22 protein-coding genes, 1 tRNA gene and 1 other RNA gene are annotated in these 21,161 nt (G+C 72.3%); 11 read left to right on the forward strand and 13 right to left on the reverse strand.

Features of this window, described 5'->3' with window-relative positions:
- Window positions 1-85: 85 nt before the first annotated feature.
- Together ACSMTC_RS17900 and ffs are read right to left on the reverse strand one after the other, a co-directional pair.
- Window positions 86-2,302 (reverse strand): DNA polymerase III subunit gamma and tau, encoded by a 2,217-nt coding sequence (locus ACSMTC_RS17900; protein WP_436560697.1) that lies wholly within the window; start codon window positions 2,300-2,302, stop codon window positions 86-88.
- A gap of 71 nt (window positions 2,303-2,373) precedes the next feature.
- Window positions 2,374-2,470: signal recognition particle sRNA small type (gene ffs / locus ACSMTC_RS17905), an RNA gene on the reverse strand.
- A 129-nt stretch (window positions 2,471-2,599) separates the two neighbouring features.
- Between ffs and ACSMTC_RS17910 the strand changes: the two genes are divergently transcribed.
- Together ACSMTC_RS17910 and ACSMTC_RS17915 are read left to right on the forward strand one after the other, a co-directional pair.
- Window positions 2,600-2,684, forward strand: a tRNA-Ser gene (locus ACSMTC_RS17910).
- Between the two features lie 349 nt (window positions 2,685-3,033).
- Complete coding sequence (locus tag ACSMTC_RS17915; RefSeq protein WP_436560698.1) at window positions 3,034-3,900, forward strand: GNAT family N-acetyltransferase; 867 nt, start codon at window positions 3,034-3,036, stop codon at window positions 3,898-3,900.
- A gap of 350 nt (window positions 3,901-4,250) precedes the next feature.
- On the opposite strand, the gene ACSMTC_RS17920 is transcribed toward ACSMTC_RS17915, so the two are convergent.
- On the reverse strand, window positions 4,251-4,385 hold the full coding sequence (locus ACSMTC_RS17920; protein WP_436560699.1) for a hypothetical protein: 135 nt from the start codon (window positions 4,383-4,385) through the stop codon (window positions 4,251-4,253).
- A 141-nt stretch (window positions 4,386-4,526) separates the two neighbouring features.
- Between ACSMTC_RS17920 and ACSMTC_RS17925 the strand changes: the two genes are divergently transcribed.
- The 5 genes from ACSMTC_RS17925 to ACSMTC_RS17945 all read left to right on the forward strand — a co-directional run bounded on the left by ACSMTC_RS17925 (window position 4,527) and on the right by ACSMTC_RS17945 (window position 9,310).
- Window positions 4,527-4,973: a DUF5994 family protein gene (locus ACSMTC_RS17925; protein ID WP_436560700.1), complete on the forward strand. Its 447-nt coding sequence runs from the start codon at window positions 4,527-4,529 to the stop codon at window positions 4,971-4,973.
- 271 nt (window positions 4,974-5,244) lie between these two features.
- On the forward strand, window positions 5,245-5,607 hold the full coding sequence (locus ACSMTC_RS17930) for a hypothetical protein (RefSeq protein WP_436560701.1): 363 nt from the start codon (window positions 5,245-5,247) through the stop codon (window positions 5,605-5,607).
- Between the two features lie 132 nt (window positions 5,608-5,739).
- Window positions 5,740-6,201: a prevent-host-death family protein gene (locus ACSMTC_RS17935; protein WP_436560702.1), complete on the forward strand. Its 462-nt coding sequence runs from the start codon at window positions 5,740-5,742 to the stop codon at window positions 6,199-6,201.
- On the forward strand, window positions 6,198-6,554 hold the full coding sequence (locus ACSMTC_RS17940) for a hypothetical protein (protein WP_436560703.1): 357 nt from the start codon (window positions 6,198-6,200) through the stop codon (window positions 6,552-6,554). The genes ACSMTC_RS17935 and ACSMTC_RS17940 overlap by 4 nt, the downstream gene beginning before the upstream one ends.
- 386 nt (window positions 6,555-6,940) lie before the next feature.
- The gene (locus ACSMTC_RS17945; RefSeq protein WP_436560704.1) at window positions 6,941-9,310 is read left to right on the forward strand and encodes a helicase C-terminal domain-containing protein; all 2,370 of its coding nucleotides are present in this window, start codon (window positions 6,941-6,943) and stop codon (window positions 9,308-9,310) included.
- A gap of 26 nt (window positions 9,311-9,336) precedes the next feature.
- Here ACSMTC_RS17945 and ACSMTC_RS17950 read toward each other — a convergent pair whose 3' ends face one another.
- From ACSMTC_RS17950 to ACSMTC_RS17960, 3 genes are all read right to left on the reverse strand, one after another.
- The gene (locus ACSMTC_RS17950; protein ID WP_436560705.1) at window positions 9,337-9,615 is read right to left on the reverse strand and encodes a type II toxin-antitoxin system RelE family toxin; all 279 of its coding nucleotides are present in this window, start codon (window positions 9,613-9,615) and stop codon (window positions 9,337-9,339) included.
- A gap of 3 nt (window positions 9,616-9,618) precedes the next feature.
- Window positions 9,619-9,900: a type II toxin-antitoxin system Phd/YefM family antitoxin gene (locus ACSMTC_RS17955; protein WP_436560706.1), complete on the reverse strand. Its 282-nt coding sequence runs from the start codon at window positions 9,898-9,900 to the stop codon at window positions 9,619-9,621.
- 293 nt (window positions 9,901-10,193) lie between these two features.
- Window positions 10,194-10,859: a hypothetical protein gene (locus ACSMTC_RS17960; protein WP_436560707.1), complete on the reverse strand. Its 666-nt coding sequence runs from the start codon at window positions 10,857-10,859 to the stop codon at window positions 10,194-10,196.
- A 108-nt stretch (window positions 10,860-10,967) separates the two neighbouring features.
- On the opposite strand from ACSMTC_RS17960, the gene ACSMTC_RS17965 reads away from it, so the two are divergent.
- Window positions 10,968-11,594: a TetR/AcrR family transcriptional regulator gene (locus ACSMTC_RS17965; protein ID WP_436560708.1), complete on the forward strand. Its 627-nt coding sequence runs from the start codon at window positions 10,968-10,970 to the stop codon at window positions 11,592-11,594.
- A 252-nt stretch (window positions 11,595-11,846) separates the two neighbouring features.
- Here the strand turns inward: ACSMTC_RS17965 and ACSMTC_RS17970 are convergent, their stop codons facing one another.
- Window positions 11,847-12,239: a nuclear transport factor 2 family protein gene (locus tag ACSMTC_RS17970; protein WP_436560709.1), complete on the reverse strand. Its 393-nt coding sequence runs from the start codon at window positions 12,237-12,239 to the stop codon at window positions 11,847-11,849.
- Between the two features lie 105 nt (window positions 12,240-12,344).
- On the opposite strand from ACSMTC_RS17970, the gene ACSMTC_RS17975 reads away from it, so the two are divergent.
- Window positions 12,345-12,860, forward strand: a complete 516-nt coding sequence (locus ACSMTC_RS17975; protein ID WP_436560710.1) for a MarR family winged helix-turn-helix transcriptional regulator — start codon at window positions 12,345-12,347, stop codon at window positions 12,858-12,860.
- A 123-nt stretch (window positions 12,861-12,983) separates the two neighbouring features.
- Here ACSMTC_RS17975 and ACSMTC_RS17980 read toward each other — a convergent pair whose 3' ends face one another.
- From ACSMTC_RS17980 to ACSMTC_RS17995, 4 genes are all read right to left on the reverse strand, one after another.
- Complete coding sequence (locus tag ACSMTC_RS17980; RefSeq protein ID WP_436560711.1) at window positions 12,984-14,018, reverse strand: zinc-binding alcohol dehydrogenase family protein; 1,035 nt, start codon at window positions 14,016-14,018, stop codon at window positions 12,984-12,986.
- A 45-nt stretch (window positions 14,019-14,063) separates the two neighbouring features.
- Window positions 14,064-14,861 carry a glycine betaine ABC transporter substrate-binding protein gene (locus tag ACSMTC_RS17985; RefSeq protein WP_436560712.1) on the reverse strand — a complete coding sequence of 266 codons (798 nt, stop codon included), beginning with the start codon at window positions 14,859-14,861 and terminating at the stop codon, window positions 14,064-14,066.
- The gene (locus ACSMTC_RS17990; protein ID WP_436560713.1) at window positions 14,862-15,842 is read right to left on the reverse strand and encodes an alpha/beta hydrolase; all 981 of its coding nucleotides are present in this window, start codon (window positions 15,840-15,842) and stop codon (window positions 14,862-14,864) included.
- A 73-nt stretch (window positions 15,843-15,915) separates the two neighbouring features.
- A complete protein-coding gene (locus ACSMTC_RS17995; protein WP_436560714.1) occupies window positions 15,916-16,215 on the reverse strand; it encodes a YciI family protein in 300 nt (99 codons plus the stop codon).
- 131 nt (window positions 16,216-16,346) lie between these two features.
- Between ACSMTC_RS17995 and ACSMTC_RS18000 the strand changes: the two genes are divergently transcribed.
- Both ACSMTC_RS18000 and ACSMTC_RS18005 read left to right on the forward strand, forming a co-directional pair.
- Complete coding sequence (locus ACSMTC_RS18000; RefSeq protein WP_436560715.1) at window positions 16,347-17,273, forward strand: LysR family transcriptional regulator; 927 nt, start codon at window positions 16,347-16,349, stop codon at window positions 17,271-17,273.
- Window positions 17,274-17,759: 486 nt separating this feature from the next.
- Complete coding sequence (locus ACSMTC_RS18005; protein WP_436560716.1) at window positions 17,760-18,887, forward strand: NADH:flavin oxidoreductase; 1,128 nt, start codon at window positions 17,760-17,762, stop codon at window positions 18,885-18,887.
- 72 nt (window positions 18,888-18,959) lie between these two features.
- On the opposite strand, the gene ACSMTC_RS18010 is transcribed toward ACSMTC_RS18005, so the two are convergent.
- Both ACSMTC_RS18010 and ACSMTC_RS18015 read right to left on the reverse strand, forming a co-directional pair.
- Window positions 18,960-19,811 carry an ATP-grasp domain-containing protein gene (locus tag ACSMTC_RS18010; protein WP_436560717.1) on the reverse strand — a complete coding sequence of 284 codons (852 nt, stop codon included), beginning with the start codon at window positions 19,809-19,811 and terminating at the stop codon, window positions 18,960-18,962.
- Between the two features lie 125 nt (window positions 19,812-19,936).
- The gene (locus tag ACSMTC_RS18015; RefSeq protein WP_436560718.1) at window positions 19,937-21,118 is read right to left on the reverse strand and encodes an IS701 family transposase; all 1,182 of its coding nucleotides are present in this window, start codon (window positions 21,116-21,118) and stop codon (window positions 19,937-19,939) included.
- Window positions 21,119-21,161: the final 43 nt, after the last annotated feature.

A 21,161-nucleotide genomic window follows, 5' to 3' on the forward strand; every position in this document is an offset into this window, starting at 1 on the left:
CCAGGGAACACGGCTCACTCCTGCCTGTGCACGGAAATGTCACCCTGAGCCTACGCGCCGCCGCCCGGCGCGCAGGCTCCCCCGGTCACCTGTTGTGGTGGATCTCCTCCAGGACCGTGGCCCCGAGCTCGCGGATGATCAGCTCCTGCCCCGAGTACGTGTCCTCCTTGAGGTCCGGATCGTCGTCCTCGGGGATGTCGTCCTCGGGCGCCACCATCGGGGCGGGCGGCATCGGCGGCGGTGCCACCGGCTGTTGCCGCACCGGCGGCGCGGCGGGCGCGGCGGGCGGCGGCACCTGGCTCGGCGCGGGCTGGACGGGCGCCGGAGCCTGGGCGGGCGCCGGAGCCTGCGGCGCTGCCATCGGCGCGGCCGGCCTGGGCGCCTGCGGGGCGCCACCGCCCCAGCCGCCGCCACCGCCGGACTGCGGGGCCGACTGCGTGTACGAGGACCCGCCGCCACCGCCGCCGCCACCGGACGGGTCGACGATGCACTCGACCCGCCAGTCCACGCCGAGGGCGTCGGCCAGCGCCTGCCGCAGCACGTCGTCGCTGTTGCTGCTGACGAAGCTGTCCCGGGCGCCCGCGTTGATGAACGAGACCTGGAGCACACTGCCGTCGAAGCCGGCGACCTGGCCGTTCTGGCTCAGCAGGATCCAGGTGAACCGGCGGCGGTTCTTCACCGCCTCCAGGATCTGCGGCCAGAGCTGGCGCACCTGCGCCGCACCCTGCTGCGCGGCGACGGACGGCTGACCGCCGGAGGGCTGCGGCGCGGAAGCGGGAGCCGGCACCGGGGCGGGCGCGGGTGTGGGCGCGGGCGCGGGCGCGGGCTGCTGGGCGTACGCCGGCTGCTGCGGCGCCGGAGCCGCAGGAGCGGACTCGGGTGCGCCCCCGGCGGGCGGGAAGCTGCGCGGGATCGGCCACGCGCCGGGGGCGGGGCCGGTCTGCGCGGGGGGCGTGGGAGCGGGCGCGGGCGCCGCCTGCTGCGGTGTGGGCTGAGGCGCGAACTGCGGTGCGAGCTGCGGTGCCGGCTGCTGAGGCGCGGGTGCCACCGGTGCCTGCACCTGCGGCGCTGCCGCTGCCCCTGCCATCGGCGCCATCTGCGCCATCGGGGCCATCGGGGCCATCGGGGCCGCCAGAGCCCCGGCCGAGACCCGCCGTTCCAGCTTGTCCAGCCGTGCCTGCAGCGACAGCTCGTCGTCGTACGCGCCGGGCAGCATCACCCGCGCACAGATCAGTTCCAGCTGCAGCCGGGGCGCCGCGTTCCCCCGCATCTCGGTCAAGCCGGTGTTGACGATGTCGGCGGCCCGGCTCAGTTCGGCCGCCCCGAACCGGTCGGCCTGCGCCTGCATCACCGCGACCCGGTCGGCCGGGGCGTCGATCAGCCCCTTCTCCCCGGCATCCGGCACTGTGGCCAGGATCACCAGGTCGCGCAGCCGCTCCAGCAGGTCCGTCACGAAGCGGCGCGGGTCGTGCCCGCCCTCGACCACCCGGTCGACGACCTGGAAGACCGTGGCCCCGTCCTGTGCGGCGAAGGCGTCGACCACCTCGTCCAGCAGCGCCGAGTCCGTGTACCCGAGCAGCGCCGTGGCCATCTGGTACGTCACACCGGCCTCGCCCGCACCCGCGAGCAGCTGGTCCATCACCGACATCGAGTCACGCACCGACCCGGCGCCGGCCCGCACCACCAGCGGGAAGACCGCGTCCTCGACCTGGATGCCCTCACGGCCGCAGACGTCCGCCAGGTAGTCGCGGAGCGTGCCGGGCGGCACCAGCCGGAAGGGGTAGTGGTGGGTACGGGACCGGATCGTCCCGATCACCTTCTCCGGCTCGGTGGTCGCGAAGATGAACTTGAGGTGCTCCGGCGGCTCCTCGACCACCTTCAGCAGCGCGTTGAAGCCGGCCGAGGTCACCATGTGCGCCTCGTCCAGGATGAAGATCTTGTACCGGCTGTGCACCGGCGCGAAGAACGCCCGCTCGCGCAGCTCGCGCGCGTCGTCCACACCACCGTGCGAGGCGGCGTCGATCTCGATCACGTCGATCGAGCCGGGCCCGCCCGTCGCCAGGTCACGGCAGGACTGGCACTCGCCGCACGGCGTCGGCGTCGGCCCCTGCTCACAGTTGAGGCAGCGGGCCAGGATCCGGGCACTCGTCGTCTTGCCGCAGCCGCGAGGGCCGCTGAAGAGGTACGCGTGGTTGACCCTGTTGTTGCGCAGGGCCTGCTGGAGCGGAGCGGTCACGTGCTCCTGCCCGATGACCTCCGCGAAGGTCTCGGGGCGGTAGCGGCGGTACAGGGCTAGGGACACGCCACCGACGATATCGGGACGCGCCGACAAACGCGTCGTCCCACCGGGGTCCCACCGAACGTCCCCGGGAACGCAAGGACCCCTCGCGCACCCGCCAGAGCTCTCCTACCCTTGCTGCCTTCCGGCCCTGGGGGGGTTCAGAGAGATAACGCCACACGAGGGGCTGCCCCAAGAGTAGCGGATCCGGGCCCCGTACCCCGCACTCCACCCCCATCTCAGATCCGTAGGCAGCCACCCCCGACCACCTACGAGACAGCGGTTCGCGAGCACCCCTCAACATGTACTAAGCTCTCCCACGGAGGATTCGCCTAGAGGCCTAGGGCGCACGCTTGGAAAGCGTGTTGGGGGCAACCCCTCACGAGTTCGAATCTCGTATCCTCCGCCTCTGCCCAGCTGGGCAGACGAGGGCCCCGACCGCACTGCGGTCGGGGCCCTCGTCGTTCTCCAGTTGCAGTTTTGGTTGCAGTTCCTGCCCCACGCCTTGGGCGCGACCAATCCGCTGGCGCAATCGGAAGCGTCCGTGACCGGGCCCACTGCATGGATGTTCCAGGTCACTGGTCAGGTGGCCGGCGAAGTGCGAGGTGTGCCGGGCGGGAGTCGAGGGTGATCCCCCGCCCGACAGACAGTCGAACCATTCAGAGTTCTTCGGCTAGGGCGTGTCCTGTCGATCTGACTGGCTCAGTGAAAAACCGGGTGCGGCCGGTCACCGCGATGGTGTGGGATGCGGGGACATGACGATCGTTTTGAATGAGCCCGGCGTCGACGGACTGACCGGGGTCGTGGACGCGCTCCGCGCATGGCAGGACGACCGGACGCCGCTGCAACTCCATCCGGGGGACCTCGGCTGGGCCTGGGCGCTGGGCGCGGAGAGGCTGGCCGCGGCCGTCCGCACCTGGAGCACGGACGGGCGGATCATTGCCGTCGGATACCTGGACGCCCCCGATGTGCTGCGTCTGACGACCGCGCCGGACCTGCGACAGGACGAGGATCTTGCGCGTCAGCTGCTGGCGGACCTCAACGATCCGGAGCGTGGGGTCCTGCCGCCCGGGAAGGTCGGTCTCGAGATCCCCAACGGCGCCCTGCTCCGCGAGGTCCTCTTGGAGGCGGGCTGGAATCTGGACGAGCCGTGGACGCCGCTGCGCCACGACCTGTCCGAGCCGGTGAAGGACTCCGGCCTGCGGATCGAGGTGGCCGGTCCGGAGACGGCGAAGGTGCGGACCGCGGTGCACCGCTCGGCGTTCGGCAGCCCGAGGTTCACCGAGGAGATCTGGCACGTCCTGGCGGCCGGGCCGGTCTACGCCGACGCCCGCTGCCTGATCGGCTACGACGACCAGGACAACGCGGTGGCCGCGGTAACGGTCTGGTCAGCCGGTCCCGGCAAGCCCGGCCTGCTGGAGCCGGTGGGCGTCCACGCCGACCATCGCGGACACGGCCACGGCACCGCGATCTGCGTCGCCGCCGCTGCCACGCTGCGGGACATGGGTGCATCGAGCGCGCTCGTCTGCACCCCGAGCTCGAACACTGCCGCCGTCGCCACCTACAGGGCGGCTGGATACGAACCGTCGCCCGAACGGCTGGACGTCAGCCGACCCGCCTGAATATGTCCAGGCTGCGGCATCGGACAGAGCCGCGTCGTGACCCCGGCCGGGGCCGAACGCCCTTTGAGGACATGGGTAGGCCGGGGTTCGATGATGGTCGGACGGCACCTACGCGGAAGACCCCTCCCCCATGATCATCCCGAGGACGCAGGCGGTGCCTCCGAAGACCGTAATCCTCCGAAGACCGTAATAGCGGCGGCACCTGCGAGGTCACCCATCGCGCTGTCGGTGCCCCGCTGAACAGCATCCCGCATGATCGCCCTTCGGGCCTTGCGCCTCAGAACATCGCACTCGCCCGGCGTCAGTCAGTCCGACCGGATCTCACCGAGCAACGGGGAGCATCGACGGCTTCACGGAGTCGGGGTGGCGGTGGGGAAGCCGGTGGCACGGTCCGCCGTAAGCACGCCGAGGATGTAGCCGCCCTTCCCGACGACCGGCCGGACCGCCAGGTACCTGATCCGCATCGCGATCGCGGCCAGGGCCATGGCCAGGGTCGGGCGGCCCGGCGGAGACCGTGGCGGAGTAGCGTGGGAGACAACCGAGGACATTCCGCACACCGGCATCAGCGCCGATGTCGCCCTGGGTCGTGATGGGTCCCTCATGGACCAGACGGGCGGCTTCGCATGATGCCGATTCCTTTCCCCAGCTCTTCCACTCCCGGGCCGTGGTCGGTGCCCGGCACCCCGCTGCTGCCGCGGCTGGAACTGGAGCCGACGATGTCGCGGGAGGGCGTCTTCGACGGCGCCTGGTGGCCCCGCTCGAACCACGTCCTCGCCGAGCTGCCCGACTTGATCACCGCGCTCGGTGCCCACTTCGGGCGTATCGTCCGGGTCGGCCTCGACACCTCGGCCTGGGACGGCGTGCCCCGGTCCGTCGCGGCGAACGGCCTGACGATCAGGATCAACTGGTTCGCCGGCAGCGACGCGACGATCAGCATCACCCGGGGTTTCCAGGACCACTTCCTGCTGCTGGTGGTACCGCCCGGCACCGCCCCCGCGACGGCCGCTTCTGCGATGGCCGGCGCCTCGGCGACCGGGAACCACACCCCGGCGGCAGAACTCCTGCTCGGCTGAGCGGTCCGGCACCGCCGCGCGCAGGACCACTCCGACCGAGGTCTTCTCCGCCGGGCTGCACGGCGCTTCCGCCGTAAAATCGGTGCCCCCGACGATACGAGTCGGCACGCCGAGCAGGAGGAGGACGGTCGAGGCGACGGGCGGGGAGACGTCCGTCGCGAATGCCGGGCCTCCGGCGCGAACCGGCCGTCGTCGCTCGTCCGGGCGGGCGACCACACCGGGGTCGGCCGTTGATGGAAGTCCGGGAGCGCGCGACGTCCGAGAGCAGCGTATGGCTGTATGGCATGTCCGGGACTTCACACCGGACGACCTCGCAGCGGTGGTCCGGCTCGACGCCGAGAGCGCCACCACGGACCGCGCCGCCGTCTTCCGCCTCTCCGACGTGGTCGTCGCGTTGCAGGCACGGAATCCGAGCGTCGTCGTGGTGGCCAACGGACATCTCCCTCAGCGACGTCCGTCGGCTGGTCCACGCGGCCAGGGAAGGCCTGGCGGTCACATTGAGTACACCGCCGACTCCGGCAGCGGGACCGTCCGCACCATCGGCCGTCTCGATCTCGACCCGCCCTACCTCCAGGCCTGGTGCCACCTACGCGACGACGAGCGCGTGTTCCCCTCTCCCGCATCCACGGAGTGACGCCCGCGTAGCCCGGGGCAGAACCAGGTCGCCACTGCCGCGGGGACTCTGAGCGTCGACCTGCTCCGCAGCCGGCCGACGGCGCCCTGCATCCATTGACTTCGGAACATATTCCGAAGTATCGTCGGTTCTATGTCCATCCTTACCGTGTCGTTCTCTGACCTGTCGAAGAACTCCAAGCGGGTCGCGGACACCGTCGAGCGTGCCCAGCGCGTTCACGTCACGCGGCGTGATGGCGAGGACCTCTACCTCACCACTGCCCGCCACGATCAGCAGCGGGAGGAGACCGCCGACGTCACCGCCCGTCTCTTCGCCGCTCTGATCCGCAGCGATGAAGGCGCGCGGGCCGTACTGCTGGCCCTGCCCGAGGTGTTCCCGTGGAGCAGGCACCTGTCAGCCGAGGAGGTGCGCGAGTTCGTGGTGGACCTCGTCAACGCGACCCGGGACGCCGCCGAACTGGATGTCCACTCCAACCTCCACCGCGTCATAGTCGAATGGCGCGCCACCGCCAGGATCCTGGCGGACCCCGACCTCACCGCCCAGCTGACCCGGGCCCTCCCCGACGAGGACCACGGCGAGGTGCCTGCCCCGTGAGCCCCAAGCGCGGTGATGACGTCCCGCCCCCACCCATCGCCGACGAGTGGCGCCTGCGATTCGCCACGAACGAGGCGGCCAAGGGGTGGGGGGAGCTTTGTGCTGAAGCGCCTGGCAACAGCCGGCGCTGTTTCGAGGCGTTGCGCAGTTCCCCGGCCTCGAGCAGCGACCCCGACCGGCAGCACCGACTGCGCGGCCGGCTTGCCACCGCGACGCTCGGCGGCACGGCCTATCCCCAGTGGGAGTACGAGGTGACGGCCGGAGGCCGCGTGCGATACCTCGTCGACGAACCCCGCCACACAGTGCACCTGGTCTACGCGTCCGCCCGGCACCCGAAGGACACCGACGGCTGATCTCCGGACCGGCTCGATGCGGTCTCAGCTCCGGTCTCGTTCAAGGCCGTTCAGACAGGTTCAGTCGCTCCTCTCGACTGCCGGGAAGGCGCAGGTCGAAGCACGTGCGGACAGTGCCGGACGGCGCCGGGGAGAATTGGAAAGCGTGTTTTGGGCAACCCTCACGAGTTCGAATCTCGCATCCTCCGTCTTCGGCGTTCCTCCGGCTCGGGCCGGCCGGCCCGCTCCGCTGCCGGAAAAGACCCGCGTCCTCCGTGTGGTGCGGCATTCTTGACTGGCCCGGCTGACGCCGGGAAAGGACGGCTCCTACCCGGCGAGGTGTTCCCATCAGCAAGAAGAGCGGATCGACCCTGGCCACCTGGCTGCGCGGTCTCGACGCACCCGAGTTGGAACGGATCCTGGCGGCGCGCCCGGACGCGGCATCCGCTCCGGAGCCGCAGTCGGCCGGTGAACTGGCGGACCGTCTTCAGCGCCCGGCGTCGGTCGCGCTCGCACTGCCCCGGCTCGGGCTGCCGCACCTGCAGGTGGCGGAGGTTCTCGCCGCACTGGCTGCCGCATCGCGGGACGTCCTGGGAAGCCTCCTGGACGTGGCCGACAACGACCGCGCCGACGACTTGGACGCAGTCCTGGAGGCGCTGGCCGACCATGCCCTCGTGTGGCCGGACGGCAACGGGCTGTTGCGCATGGTGGCACCGCTGCGGCAGGTATGGGACACGCCGCTGGGGTTGGACGCGCCGCTGGCGCAGCTCCTGGCGAACACCGCCTCCGACGAACTGGGCCGCATGCTGGCGACCCTGGGCATCAAGCCTTCCGGCAACAACAAGCAGCAGCGGCTGGCAGCGCTGATCGATCATCACAGCGATCCGGACCGGGTCACCGCGCTGGTGGCCAAGGCCCCCGCAGCCGCCCGGAAACTCCTTGAGCAGCAGGCGGATCGGGCTCCGGAGCGATCGGGCTTCATCCTGTTCGGGGCTCCGTCGCCCGACTCCGGGCCGGGCGAACGATGGGCGCTGGAGCGGGGGTTGCTGATCCGGGAACGCCACCGGTACGGGCCGGCCCGGATGCCCGCGGAGGTCGCGCTCGTGTTGCGCGGGCCCGACTGGCGCCCTCCGTTCACGCCCGTCCCGCCCGTCGTGCGGTCGGTGTCCGTCACCACTCCGGAGATCGAACGAGAGGCCGCAGCCGCCTCGATGGCATTCGCCGCCCTTGCCGCGTCGGCTCTCAGGGTGTGCGCCGCCAATCCTCCGGCTCGGCTGAAGGCCGGTGGGATCGGCGCACGCGAGTTGTCCCGGGTCGGCAAGGCGGCGCAGTGCGACGAGACCGTGGTGCGCCTCGCACTGGAGGCGGCGAGCGAGGCCGGGCTGCTGGCCCGGGACGGCGACCGGGTCGCGGCGACTTCCGCCTACGACACCTGGGCCGAGGAGGAGCCGGCCGACCAACTCGCCGTCCTGCTCCGGGCCTGGTGGAAACTGCCGCTGACCCCTGGCGGGAGCCGCGACGAGGACGGGAAGGCCCTGCCGGCCCTCGCGGGGACACCACCCTGCGGAGGCTGCGTTCAGGCCCGCCACGGGCTGCTCACGGCAGCGGCGCAACTCCCGGCGGGCGAAGGTGCGGCAGACCCGCGGGAACTGGGGCCGGTGATCGTGTGGCGCCGTCCGCTCGCAGACGAACTCCCCCAGGACGCCACACCGTTCGCCACCCTGATCCGTGAAGCGGAACTGCTCGGCGTCCTCGCCCTCGGAGCCCTGTCCCCGATCGGGGCCGCCCTGCTCGCCGATGACGCCCAGGCGCTGGTGGACGCCTGCCGGCGCCTGCTGCCCACCGCCAGCGACTCCGCCCGCTTCGGCAGCGATCTCACGGCCGTGGTGACCGGAACGCCGTCGACGGCCCTGGTCACACTGCTGGATTCGGTCGCGGACCGGGAGACCAGCGGTGCGGCATCCGTATGGCGGTTCAGCCCGGGAAGCGTCCGCCGCGCGCTCGACGCGGGGCTCACCCCCGAGGCCATCGCGGCCGACCTGGCCGCCGTCGCCGTCGAACCGCTTCCCCAGCCGCTCTCGTACCTGATCCACGACACCGCGCGCAGCCACGGCCGGGCCCGCGTCGTCTCCGCAGCCTGTGTGATCCACGGCGATGAGCCGGCCCTCCTGGCCGAACTCGCCGCCCACCGCAAGCTCACCCGGCTCGGTCTGCGGCAACTGGCACCGACGGTGCTGATCTGCCAGACCTCATCGGACAAAACGCTCGCCGCACTGCGGTCCGCGGGCTACGCCCCCGTCGGCGAGAAGCCCGACGGGTCCGTCCGCATCGAGCGCACACAGCGCCCCCGCGCGGCAAGCCCGGTCCCGCCCCCGCGCCTGCCCGGCGGCAGGTCCCGCCCGCAGCGGCCGGAGCCGAGTACCTCCGCCACCCGGACGGCCGTCGACCTGAGCGCCCTCGCCGCCCGACTGCTGGCCGGCCCGCAGGACATCCCGGAGCCTGATCCCTGGGACGGCCGCCCCTACGGCAGCGACACCGAGGAGATCATCGCCGGGTACGCGCGCAACCTGCCCTACACCGACGTCCGCCAACTGGCCCACGCCGTCAACGAAGGCCTGGCTGTCACGATCGAGTACGTCGCCTCCTCGGGCAGCGAGACCATCCGCACCCTCAGCCGGCTCGAACTGGATGCTCCCTACCTCAACGCCTGGTGCCATCTGCGGAGCGACGGACGCGTGTTCACCCTGTCCCGCATCCACGGGGTGATGCCCGCGTAGCCGGTGCTCCGGTCGATGTACCAGCTCTACAGGTTGCGACAGACGTCGCGGCGGTTGCCGACGGTCATGACCCAGACGATCAGCCGGCCGTCCTCGATGGTGTAGACGACGCGATAGTCCCCGACCCTGAGACGCCACCTCGAGCCGTGCCCTTGGAGAGCCTTGATATCGAAGGCGGTGGTGTCCCCCTCGTCCAGAGCCTTCTGCAGCTCGGTGAGGCGGTAGAGGACCCTCAGGGCGTCCGGCCGGGGGATCTTGAGCATGTCCCGCTGGGCGTGCGGTGTGAACCGCGTGACGTGGCCCATGGCTCAGGCGTGGTGGTCGCGGAGCATTGCGGCCATCTCCTCGAGCGACACGGATCCGTCGAGTCCTTCGGTCTCCGCCTCGTCGGCCAACCGGTTGAGCCATGCGTCTTCAGCCTGCTCCGCCAGGCTGCGCAGGCGCTGGTACTCGCGAATGTCGATCACTACGGCTTCCTGCTTGCCGCGCCGCGTGATGATCGTCGGGGTTTCGTCCCTGCGCGCGCGATCGAGGACGTCCGCGAGGTGGCTGCGGACCTCGGCCATGGATTCGATCACCGGCTCACTCATGCAACGAATGTAGCAGATGTACATCTGTGCCAATTTTTGGAAAGCGTGTTGGGGGCAACCCCTCACGGGCTCGAATCCTCCGCCCCTGCCCGCCAGGGCAAGCGAAGGCCCGGACCGCTCAGCGGTCCGGGCCTCGTCGTCTCGTGGTCGCAGTTGTCGTCCCGCGCAGGTCCCAGCCGACCCACGCGGGCCCGTCCCGGTGCCACCTCGTCGGACCGGGTGCAGCTCTCTTCGGCGGTGACCGGCGGAGAGGCTTGCCGTGGCGCCGTGCGAGGCCGACGGAACGTCGAGGGTCAGGCTGCCTGACCGGCCGGCCGGGCCAGTCGGCGGCGGACCGCCCATGCCACTGCGGCGAGGAGGAACCCGTAGACGGACACCAGCCCGTGGCCGTTCTCCTGGGCGAGCCACATCGCGAGGCCGAGCGCCGGAACGCCGGCCGCCAGGGCGATCTCCTTGGGGAGGCGGGTGCGGGTGAGGAAGGCGAGGGCGAGGGTGGCGCCGAGGAAGTAGGTGGCGCCGGAGCTGCCCGCGAAGTTGCGGGGATCGGTGCTGGGGCCGTCGCCGAAGCCGAGCAGGTTGTCGATCCGGCCGGGCAGCAGGATGCCGGCGAGGAAGAAGCCGAGGGTGAGCGGGCCACCCCAGTACCACTGGGCGAGCGCGGCGATGGCAGCGAGGGTGACGAGGTTCCACAGGCCGCCGAAGAGGCCGCCGTTCTGCATGAACACCGAGGTGAATTCGCGCCACCAGCCGGACTTGGCGGGGTCGGAGTCCAGCGCGTCCATGGCGCCGGACCAGACCAGCTGGAGCAGGACGCCGCCGACGGCGAGCGCGGTCAGGGCGACCGCCGCCCACGGGATCGGCCGACCGCGCAGGGTGTCGCGGCCGACCACGCCGAGCCCGCAGTTGACCATCATGACCATCAGCGCGGCCGTGGTCACGTTGAACAGGATGGCCCCCATGCCTGCCCCTCCCCCGGTTGCGGCGTTTCCAACGCCGTTCGAAAACCTGATGGCGCAAAGCTAGCACAGTTTTCGAACAGCGTTGGAAAACGTTGTACGGTGGACCGCATGAAGCTCACCAAGGAGCGCATCGTCGACGCGGGCATGGCCGTCTTCGCCGAGGTCGGCTACCAGAACCTGTCCATGCGCCAGGTCGCCGACCGCCTGGACGCCCACGCGGGCAGCCTCTACTACCACGTGCGCGGCAAGGACGAGTTGCTCGCCCTGATGGCCGACCGGGTCTGCCGCCGGGCGTACGACGCCGGCACCGAGGCCCTGGCCGCCCTCCCGTCCGCCGCCACCTGGCAGGACCGCATCCACGCCCAGGCCACCACCCTGCGCCTGAGCATCAAGCAGCATCCCGGCGGCGCCCAACTCCTCGCCGAGAGCCCCGGCGTGCTCAGCCTCGGCGCCCTCTCCCTGATGGAACGCCTGCTGCGCACCCTCATCGACGCCGGCCTGCCCGCCGACCACTGCGGCATCGCCGCCGACACCCTGCTCAGCCACGTCACCGGCTTCGTACTCCAGGAGCAGAACCAGCCGGCGACGCCGCCACCCGTCACCGCCGAGCTCTACAAGGAACTGTGCGAGCGGTTCCCCCTGGTCATGAGCCCGTTGGTGCCGCGCCTGAGCCAGGACGAGAAGTTCGCACAGGGCATCCGCCTGCTCTGCACCGGCTTCGCGGCGCTCTCCTAGCCGCCGGCGCCTCGACGGCGACATGCCGGCGAACCGCTGCCGAACGGCCGGCCGGCGGTGGCCAACCGAACCCGACCGCCCCGCGCGGCGACGGCGCGAGCCCCTGACGGCGGGGCTCGCCCCCTCGGCATCCGCATCGCCCCGGTCGGGCCGGTCGCCCCGGTCGTGCACGCCGCCGCCCGGGCAATCCACCCTTCGGCTTCCGCACCGGAGCTGACTTACTGTCGGCCGTCCCGCGCCGGCGGCTGGTGCCTACCGGGCGCTACCGAGGTTCCGGTCGCCCTCGGCGCCTTCGAGCATGAGGGTGGTCTCCTCGATCCGGCGGAAGCGGCCGTCCGGGGCGAACTCGCCGAAGAGGTAGACCTCCATGCGGACGGCGGAGCCGTCGGTCTTGGTGATGTTCACCGTGTGCCGGTCGGCGTAGCGGTCGCCCTGCGCGAGTTCTTCGTGGACCTCGATCGAGCCGGTGGCCACGACCCCGCGCAGGTGGGCGATGTGGGTGAGGAACTCCTGCCGGTCGTCCCAGCGGCCGTCGGTGCGCTGGCGGTAGTCGGGGGCGAAGTGGCGGTCCACGGCCTCGTCCAGGTCGAGCCCCGGGGTGAGGAGCAGGTCGGTGAGAGCGGCGCTGATGTCGGTGTGGTTCATGGGTTTCCTTCGATTCGCAGGAAGACTGCCGGAGAAAATGCGTGCCTCAAGCACGCATCTGAACCGTAGCGTAAAAGCGTGCTCGGCGCACGCTAATCTGGACGCGTGACGAACACGACGGGATACGAGATCGCGGATTCACTGGGACTGCTGCTGCGGCGGACCACCCGCGCCCGCCTCTACGCCCACCTGACCGAGGGGTTGGGGGAGGCGGTGGACGAGCTCACCTATCCGGTGCTCAGCGGGCTGGCGCGGACCGGCGCGTGCAGCGCCGCCGACCTGGGCCGCGAGGTCGGCCTCGACCGGTCCACCGTCACCCGGCGCGCCGACCGGCTGGAACGCGCCGGCCTGCTGCGGCGCGAGCCGGACCCGGCCGACGGCCGTGCGACCCTGCTGGCGCTCACAAGCGAGGGGCACGACCTCGTGGCGGTCACCAGGCGGCGCCTGGCCGCTCGCATCGAGGACTCGCTCACTTCCTGGCCGCAGGCCGATGCCCGGACCTTCGCCCACTGGCTGCGGCGGTTCGTCGACGAGGGTCCGTTCGCCGCGGGCGAGGAGCCGGCGGCGGGCGACGAAGGGGAAGCGGGCGCCCCGAAGGCGTCCGGCCCGGCCCCGGGTTAAGACGGCGCGGGCTTACCGATATCTGACTGACCGTCAACTGGACCTGGGCGAGCTGACATTGAAGAAAATCCCGCCTCCCCGGGACAGGGGAGGCGGGATGTGGCCGTGCCGCTCGGAGGCGGGTCAGAAGCCGGTCAGGGTGATCTTGCCGATGGTGCTGCCGGACTCCAGGATGCGGTGGGCTTCACGGAGGTTGGCGGCGTTGACCGGCCCGAGGTCCCGGGTCGCGGTGGTGGTGATCAGCCCGGCGTCGACCAGTCGGGCGATCTCGGCGAGGATGCGGTGCTGGGTGGCCTGGTCGGGGGTCTGGAACATCGAGCGGGTGTACATGAACTCCCAGTGGAAGGAGATGCTCTTCGCCTTGAGCGCGCCGATGGCGAGGCTGTCGAAGTCGTCGATCGCGACGATCTGCCCGAAGGGGTTGAGGACTTCGGCGTAGGCGTCCAGGTTGCGGTCGGTGCCGGCGGTGCTGAAGACGTAATCCACCCCCTTCGGCGCGGCCTGGGCCAGCTGCGGCACCAGCGGCTGGTGGTGGTCGATCACGTGGTGGGCGCCCATCTTCCGGGCGAAGCCGGTGCTCTCGGGCCGGGAGGCGGTGCCGATCACGGTCATGCCGGTCAGGGTGCGGGCGAGCTGGGTGGTGATGGCGCCGACGCCGCCCGCGGCGGCGGTGACGAGCAGGGTGCCGGTCTGCTCCAGGGTGCCGTGGCGCAGGCCCAGGCGCTCGAACAGACCCTCCCAGGCGGTGAGCGAGGTCAGCGGCAGGGCCGCTGCCTCGGCGAAGGAGAGGGTGGCCGGCTTGGGGCCGACCAGCCGCTCGTCGACCGCGTGGAAACGGGAGTTGGCGCCGGGCCGGTCGAGTGCGCCGGCGTAGTAGACCTCGTCGCCGACCTGGAACAGCTCCACCCGCTCGCCGACCGCGACCACGGTGCCGGCGGCGTCCCAGCCGAGCACGCGGGGCTCGCCGCCCGGGTCGGCGTTCTGGCGGACCTTGTAGTCGACCGGGTTGACGGCGACGGCCTCCACCCGGACGAGCAGGTCGTGGGGGCCGGGCTCGGGGACGGGCAGTTCGACGTCCTCCAGGCTGGCGGGGTCGTCGATCGGCAGGCTGGTGCGGTAGGCGACGGCGGGCATCGTGGTGCCGGGGTGCTGGTTCATGGTGGCTCCGGGCCGGTTGTCGGGTCGGGTGGCGTGGGGTTCGGGCTACGGGAGCGGCGGGTGGGCCGCGAGGTAGCGGTCGGCGGCCTGCAGGGGGGTGAGGCCGTCGGCGTTGATCCAGGTGTCGAGCTCCTCGACACCGTCGTTGCCCAGGTGGAGGGCGTCGAGCCGGGCCAGTGCCTCGGGATGGATGAGGTCGAGGCTCGCCCGGCGGATGACGGGCGCTGCGGCGTCGACGGTGCCGAGCAGGCCCTTGGGCTCGGTCAGCGCTCGCAGGCCGTGGCGGCGGTTGAGGTACTGCGGGCGCCAGAGCGGGATGACGAACCACTCCCGGTCGGCGATCCCCTGCTCGACGCGGGCGAGGAACCCGGCCTCGGTGCCGGGGGTGAAGGTGTAGCCGGCCCGGTCGAGTCCGTAGGCGGTGACCATCCGGGCGGAGAAGCGGCTGATCCCGGCACCGGGGTTGATGCCGTCGATGGCGCGCGTCATGCGGGCGGACACCTCGGGCCGGGCGAGGTCGGCGACCTCGCGCACCGCGTCGGCCGGCACGTACGGCGGCACCGCCCACACGCAGTAGGGGTGGTAGTGCGGCGCGAGCAGGTGTGCCTGGTCCCGGTAGGCCGACAGGTAGGCCTCGTGGCTGGAGGGCAGCCAGGCCGAGACCAGGACGTCGACCCTGCCGTCGGCCTGGAGCCGGAAGAGCTGCTCGTGCGGGGCCTCGATGTTCTCGACCCGGTGGCCGTGGGCCTCCAGCACCCGGCGGGTGACGGCCGCGGCGGCGCGGTGGAAGGACAGGGCGATGTTGCCCACGGTGATGGCGGGCCCGGGGGGCGGGGTGTTCACTCAGATCTCCAGTCGTGGATGGAGCGCCTCGCGCAGGGTCGACACGATCTGCGCGAGCGCGGCGCGGGCGGCACCGGTCGCACGCAGGGCGTCGAGGACGACGAAGGCGTGGATCGTGCCCTGGTAGCGCACACAGGTGACCGGCACGCCGGCCGTACGGAGCTTCGCGGCGTACGCCTCCGCCTCGTCCCGGACCACGTCCGCCTCGGCGGTGATCACCAGTGCCGGCGGCAGTCCGGCCAGCTGCCGGGGATCGGCGTTCAGCGGTGCCGCGGTCGGCTCGGTCCGCCGGGCCGGCTCGGGTACGTACTGCTGCCACAGCCAGCGCAGGTAGTCGGCGCTCTGGAAGTACCCCCGTGCGAACTGGCGGTAGGAGGCGGTGTCGCAGTCCGCCGACAGGGGCGGGTGGAGAAGCACCTGGTGGCGGAAGGAGAACTCGCCGTACTCCTTGGCCAGCAGGGTCAGGGCCGCGGCCAGGTTGCCGCCGGCGCTGTCGCCGGCCACCGCCATCCGCGTCGCGTCCAGCCCGTGTCCGCGGCCGTGGCCGGCCACCCAGCGGGCCGCCGCGCGGGCCTGCCCGAGGGCGGTGGGGTACGGCGCCTCGGGGGCGAGGTCGTAGTCCACGAAGACCACGGCCGCACCGACCCCCACCGCCAGTTCCCGGACCAGCCGGTCATGGCTGACCACGCTGCCGGCGACCCACCCTCCGCCGTGCAGGTAGAGGATCGCCGGCAGCGGAGCCGGGCCGGGGGCGGCCGGCCGTACCAGCCGGACCCGGACCGCACCGTCGGACCCGGGCAGGCACAGGTCCTCGATGTGGGCGTCGGGGCGCTCGACCGGGCCGGACTGGGCCAGGTCCAGCCGGGCGCGGATCTCGGACAGCGGCAGCCGGCGGGGGTCGGGTCCGCCCGCCACCTGGTCGGCGAGCGCACGGGCGGCCGGGTCGAGGACCGGCACGGGCGGCTCGGTCGGATGGGGCATGGAAGGCTCCTCCAAGCTTCCGGGAGCGGCCGGGCACCCCGGATTCGGCGGTGCCCGGCCGTCCGGCGGTCCGTCAGGCCTGCGGCAGCTGCAGCGGGACCAGCGGGATGACCGACTCGGTCTCGATCAGGCCCGCCGCGACCGCGGGGAAGGTCGCGATGATCTCGTGCGCGGCCTCGACCGTCGCGGCGTCGAGGACCAGCGCCGCACCGACGCAGTCCGCGCGGTGGTAGCCGTGCACGATCACGCCCTGGTCGACCAGTTCCCTGGCCCGTGCCAGCTCGGCGTCGATGACCTTCGCGAAGTCCTCCTCGGTGGCGTGCGCCGCCGCCTTGAAGACCGCGAGAACACCGGCGCCGGATTCGTTCGACATGGGGACAGCTCCTTGATAGCGGGGTGCCGGCGAGAACTCGGTACCGCCTCGCCGGACATGTCCCCCATCCTGCGAAGCGAGCCCGCCATGCGTCCAAGGACTGTTTCCTATGAAACCCATAGGCTGAGCGCATGCCGACGCTACGACAGCTCGAGTACCTGGTGACGATCGTCGACGAGGGTTCCTTCACCCGCGCGGCCGAGCTCCTGCACATCACCCAGCCCGGCCTCTCCCACCAGTTCCAGGCCCTGGAACGGGAGATCGGCAGCCCGCTGCTGGAACGCCTGCCCCGCACCGTGCGCCCCACCCCCACCGGGCGGGCCATGCTCCCCCACGCCCGCGCCGCCCTCGCCGAGGCCCGGCGCGCCACCACCGCGGCCCGCCGGGCCGCCGGCCTCGCCACCGGCGAACTCCACCTCGCCACCCTCTACTCCATCAGCTACGGCCTGCTGCCCGCCGCGCTCGGCGCCTGGCGCCGGAGCCACCCGGGCGTACGCGTCCGCCTGTTCGAGCACCGCCGCGCCGACGAACTGGCCGCGGCCATGAACGCCGGTCAGGCCGACATCGCCGTCGGACCGCCACCGCCCGGCTGGGAGGGGCCGGTCCGCCACCTCGGCACCGAGGAGTTCCTCGTCGTCACCCGCACCGACGACCCCGCGGCCGGCTCCGCCCGCGCACCCCGCGTCCACCTGGCCGACCTCGCCGAGCGGGAATGGGTGCACTTCACCCCCGACAGCGGCCTGGCCGACCTCCTCGACCAGGCCTGCGCCGCAGCGGGCTTCCGCCCCCGTGTGGCGGTCCGCACCGAACAGGCCCCCGCCGCGGCCAACTACGCCGCCACCGGACTCGGCCCCACCCTCGTACCCGCCAACACCATCCCGCCCCACTTCAACGGTGCCGTCCTGCGCCCCGACCCCCCGGTCAGCCGCCCCCTGACCGCCTACACCCGCACCACCCCCGACCCGGTCACCGCCGCCTTCCTGGACATCCTCACGGACCGGTCCCTGCTGACCCCGCGCCACATCCTCAGGCGGCTCGGCCCGGCCGCGTCGGGGTGAGGCGGCCAGGGTCAACTGGAGCCGCAACCAGGGATGTTGGGACACCCGCCAAGGCGGTGCCGACAGGTGGACCGTCTTCGGGCGCCCGTCGCTGACGCGCACGAAAAAACCGGTCCGCATCATCCGGGCTTGACCCTGACCCTGCGTCAACCTCCGAGCATGAAGGCATGACGAAGGCGACGGGGAAACCACTCCCCCACCCCGTGACCGGGGAGAACCACTCCGACCCGCGGGTTCCGGTTCTGGCGGCCACCGGTCTGCGCAAGCCCGTCTCGGCGACCACTCCCCCGCCTGGGCCCGGCTGCGCGAACTCGTCGGCCGGCGGATGCAGGCCCTCGGCTAGCGGCGGCGCCCCGCTCCGAGCGCGTTGCCCGGATCACAGAGGAGAACGCCGAACGGGCGAAATACCCTGACCGCCGGAGCGGTTGGCACCTGCACGCATGCGCCGCACGCGCGCATGACGTCCGGTACCTGTGAGGAACACCCATGAACGTCACCGCATCCTCCGCCTCCCGCGCGTCCGAGATCCTGTCCCGGCCCGTCGAGCTGAACGGTCTGACCGTCCCCAACCGCATCGTCATGGCACCGATGACGCGCATGTTCTCCCCGGGCGGTGTCCCCGGTGAGGACGTGCGCTCGTACTACGCCCGTCGCGCCGCCGCGGGTGTGGGCCTGATCGTCACCGAGGGGACCTACGTCGGCCATGAGTCGGCCGGGGGGAGCGACCGGGTGCCGCGCTTCCACGGTGAGGAGCAGCTGGCGGGGTGGGCGAAGGTCGCCGAGGCCGTCCACGCGGCGGGCGGCACGATCGTGCCGCAGCTGTGGCACATCGGCATGGTGCGCGAGCCGGGCGCCCCGCCCTACGCCGACGCCCCCGCCGTCGGCCCGTCCGGCATCCGCCCCGACGGCACCGAGGGCTCCGGCAGGGCGATGACCCGGCGTGACCTGGACGACGTCATCGGCGCCTTCGCCGAGGCCGCCGCGGCCGCCGAGCGCATCGGCTTCGACGGCGTCGAACTGCACGGCGCCCACGGCTACCTCATCGACCAGTTCCTGTGGGCGGGGACGAACCGCCGCACCGACGCCTACGGCGGCGACCCGGTGGCCCGTACGAAGTTCGCGGCCGAGATCGTGGCCGCGGTCCGCGAGACCGTCTCGCCCGCCTTCCCGGTGATATTCCGGTACTCGCAGTGGAAGCAGGACGCCTACGACGCGAGGCTCGCCGGGACCCCCGAGGAGCTGGAGGCGATCCTGGCCCCGCTCGCCGAGGCCGGCGTCGACGCCTTCCACGCCTCCACCCGCCGCTACTGGGCCCCGGAGTTCGAGGGCTCGGACCTGAACCTGGCGGGCTGGACCAGGAAGCTCACCGGCCGGCCCGCCATCACCGTCGGCTCGGTCGGCCTCGACGGGGACTTCCTCCGCACCTTCGCGGGCGAGGGCTCCTCGGTCCAGGGCATCGACAACCTCCTCGACCGCCTGGAGCGCGACGAGTTCGACCTGGTCGCCGTGGGCCGCGCCCTGCTCCAGGACCCGGAGTGGGCGGCCAAGGTCCTGGGCGGCCGGTTCGAGGAGTTGGAGCCGTACGACACGGCGGCCCTGAAGGCGCTGGTCTAGTAGTGCTCTGTCAGGTGGTGCCGTAGGTCTGAGCGGCCGGCGCGGCAGGCGCGTCCGCCCTCGCCCGTACGGTCAGGCCGGTCGCCGCGGAGTGCGGTCCTCGGCGGCGAACCGGTGCAGCGACGCCTTCACGGCCGCGACGAAGGCGTCGCGGTCGTGCGGGGTGAGGAGGTCCAGCGACAGGTACGGGTTGAGGTCCTCCAGCTCGACCAGCAGCAGCCGGCCGTCCCGGGTGCGGCAGGCGTCGACGCGCTGGATGCCGTGGTCGATCTCGTTCCAGTCGACGAACCGCTGTGCGAAGGCCAGGTCCTCTCCGGTGGGCCGGTACTGCTCCAGCTCCCAGCGCCGGTCCGGGCGGGGCGCGTGGAGGGCGTACTGGAAGGTGTGGTCGACGAAGTAGAAGGAGAGCTCGTAGCGGAAGTCGACGCGCGGCTGGACGAGGACGTCGCCGTACTCGAGCCCGTCCAGCTCGTCCCGGGTGACGAACCGCAGGCCGAGCGAGTCGGCACCGGCCTTGGGCTTGACCACGTACGCGTCCGCGTCCGGCAGCCGCAGGGCCCCGTCGCGGTCGTCGGCGGTCGGTATGACGGGGTAGCCCTCGGCGCTCAGGTCGAGGAGGTACTGCTTGCCCGTCATATCGGCCTTGCCGGTGAGCTGGTTGTAGACGCGCGCCCCCTGCCGCAGCGCCCGGGTGCGGAACTCCTCGTACGCGACGGGGTAGTTCAGCACGGGGCCGCTGTTGCGGACCACGACCATGTCGAAGGCGTCCATCAGCGCGGCCGCGTCCAGCGGGTGGCAGAGTGCGATGTCGAAGTCCTCGCGCAGCCTGGAGCTGAGGAAGACGTCCTCGTCGCCGTACCGGCGCCCGCGGGCCTCGTAGGCCAGGTCGGTGACGAACAGGACACGGGGCTTGACGGACGGCATCGCTCTCCCGGGGTTGACTCCCGTCAACCTACCCGCCGGGGCCGCCCCCGTGCGCACGGATCCCGGCCGTCGGCTCCGGGCCCGGGCGCCCGTCCCCGCGTACGGCTTCCGGCCCGGCCGGCGGCTCACGCGGCGGACGCCGCCGGGGCCCTGCGCTCGCCCGCCCCCGTGAGACGGCTGAACGCGCAGGCCGCCGAGGCCAGGGTGGCGTGGTGGTGCCAGCCGGGGTAGGACCGGCCCTCGAAGTCGCCCAGCCCGAAGTCCTCGGCGAGCGAGTCCATCGTGGCCGACAGGTCGTGCCGGGCGGCGAGGGACAGCAGACGCGGCATGCGCTCGTGGGCGAGGTTGGTGACCCAGACGCGGGTCACCCTGCGGCTCGCGGTGTCGTACGGGGCGAAGAGCCGGTGGACCGCTCGCGCGGCGGGCAGCCCCGGCAGCCTCACGAGGCAGGTCAGCACGTGCACGCCCCGACCCCGGCCGTCCCCGGCCCGGTGCAGTGCAAAGACGGCGCTGCCGAACCGGTCCAGCAGCGGCCCCGCCCCGAGCGCCTCGCCCGGGAAGGGCCGGCCGTCCGGCGACGGAACACCCGGCTGGAGCGGCGCCAGCGGCAGCGCCGGGGGCACGGCGACCACGAAGTCGTGGCGGCGGCCGCCCAGGGCCCGCAGCAGCCGTCCCGCGTCCCGCTCGTGGCTCATGTCGGCCACCACCGGCAGCGGGGCCCCGCCGCTCGCCTGGGCCAGGGAGTCGACCAGGTCGAGGACCTGGGCGGTGAGCGGCCGGTCGCGGTGGTGTTCGGGGATGCGGGTGCGGGCCCGCAGCTCCTCGTCCTCACTCCACCGGCCGGGCAGCAGAAGGCGCCAGTCGACGGGCACGTGCAGGTCCGGTCCCGACAGGAACGCGCCCATGCCCGCCTGGCAGTTGATCGTGCGTCCCAGGGCGGGGACGAAGCGGCGGTGCACTCCGGCCGAGTGCTCGCCGCGCTTGGGCACGGTGGTGAGCGCGATGGTCCAGGCCTCGGCCGCACCCCGCCGCTCCGCCCAGTTCAGCAGTGCCGCACGGACCGGCTGCCAGTCCCAGGGGCTCGCGTTCACGAACTGCTGCAGGGACAGCGCCGCCGCCGGCTGGCCGGAGGCGGCCGCCAGGTGGCGGATGGACTTCTTGCCCGGTGCGGACAGCAGCCCTTCCAGGTAGACCCGCGCCCAGCGGCGCTGATCGGCCCGGGGCAGCCCGGCGAAGAGGTCCTGCACGAAGGACGTGAAGGCGTCGTCGCTACGGGGGCCCGGCAGCGGTGTCACATGCGCGGCCATGGATGTGCTCCCTCCCGGTGGTCGGAAGAAAAATACATAACGC

This window comes from Kitasatospora sp. HPM-01-4 (genome assembly GCF_051374625.1).
GTDB lineage: Bacteria > Actinomycetota > Actinomycetes > Streptomycetales > Streptomycetaceae > Kitasatospora.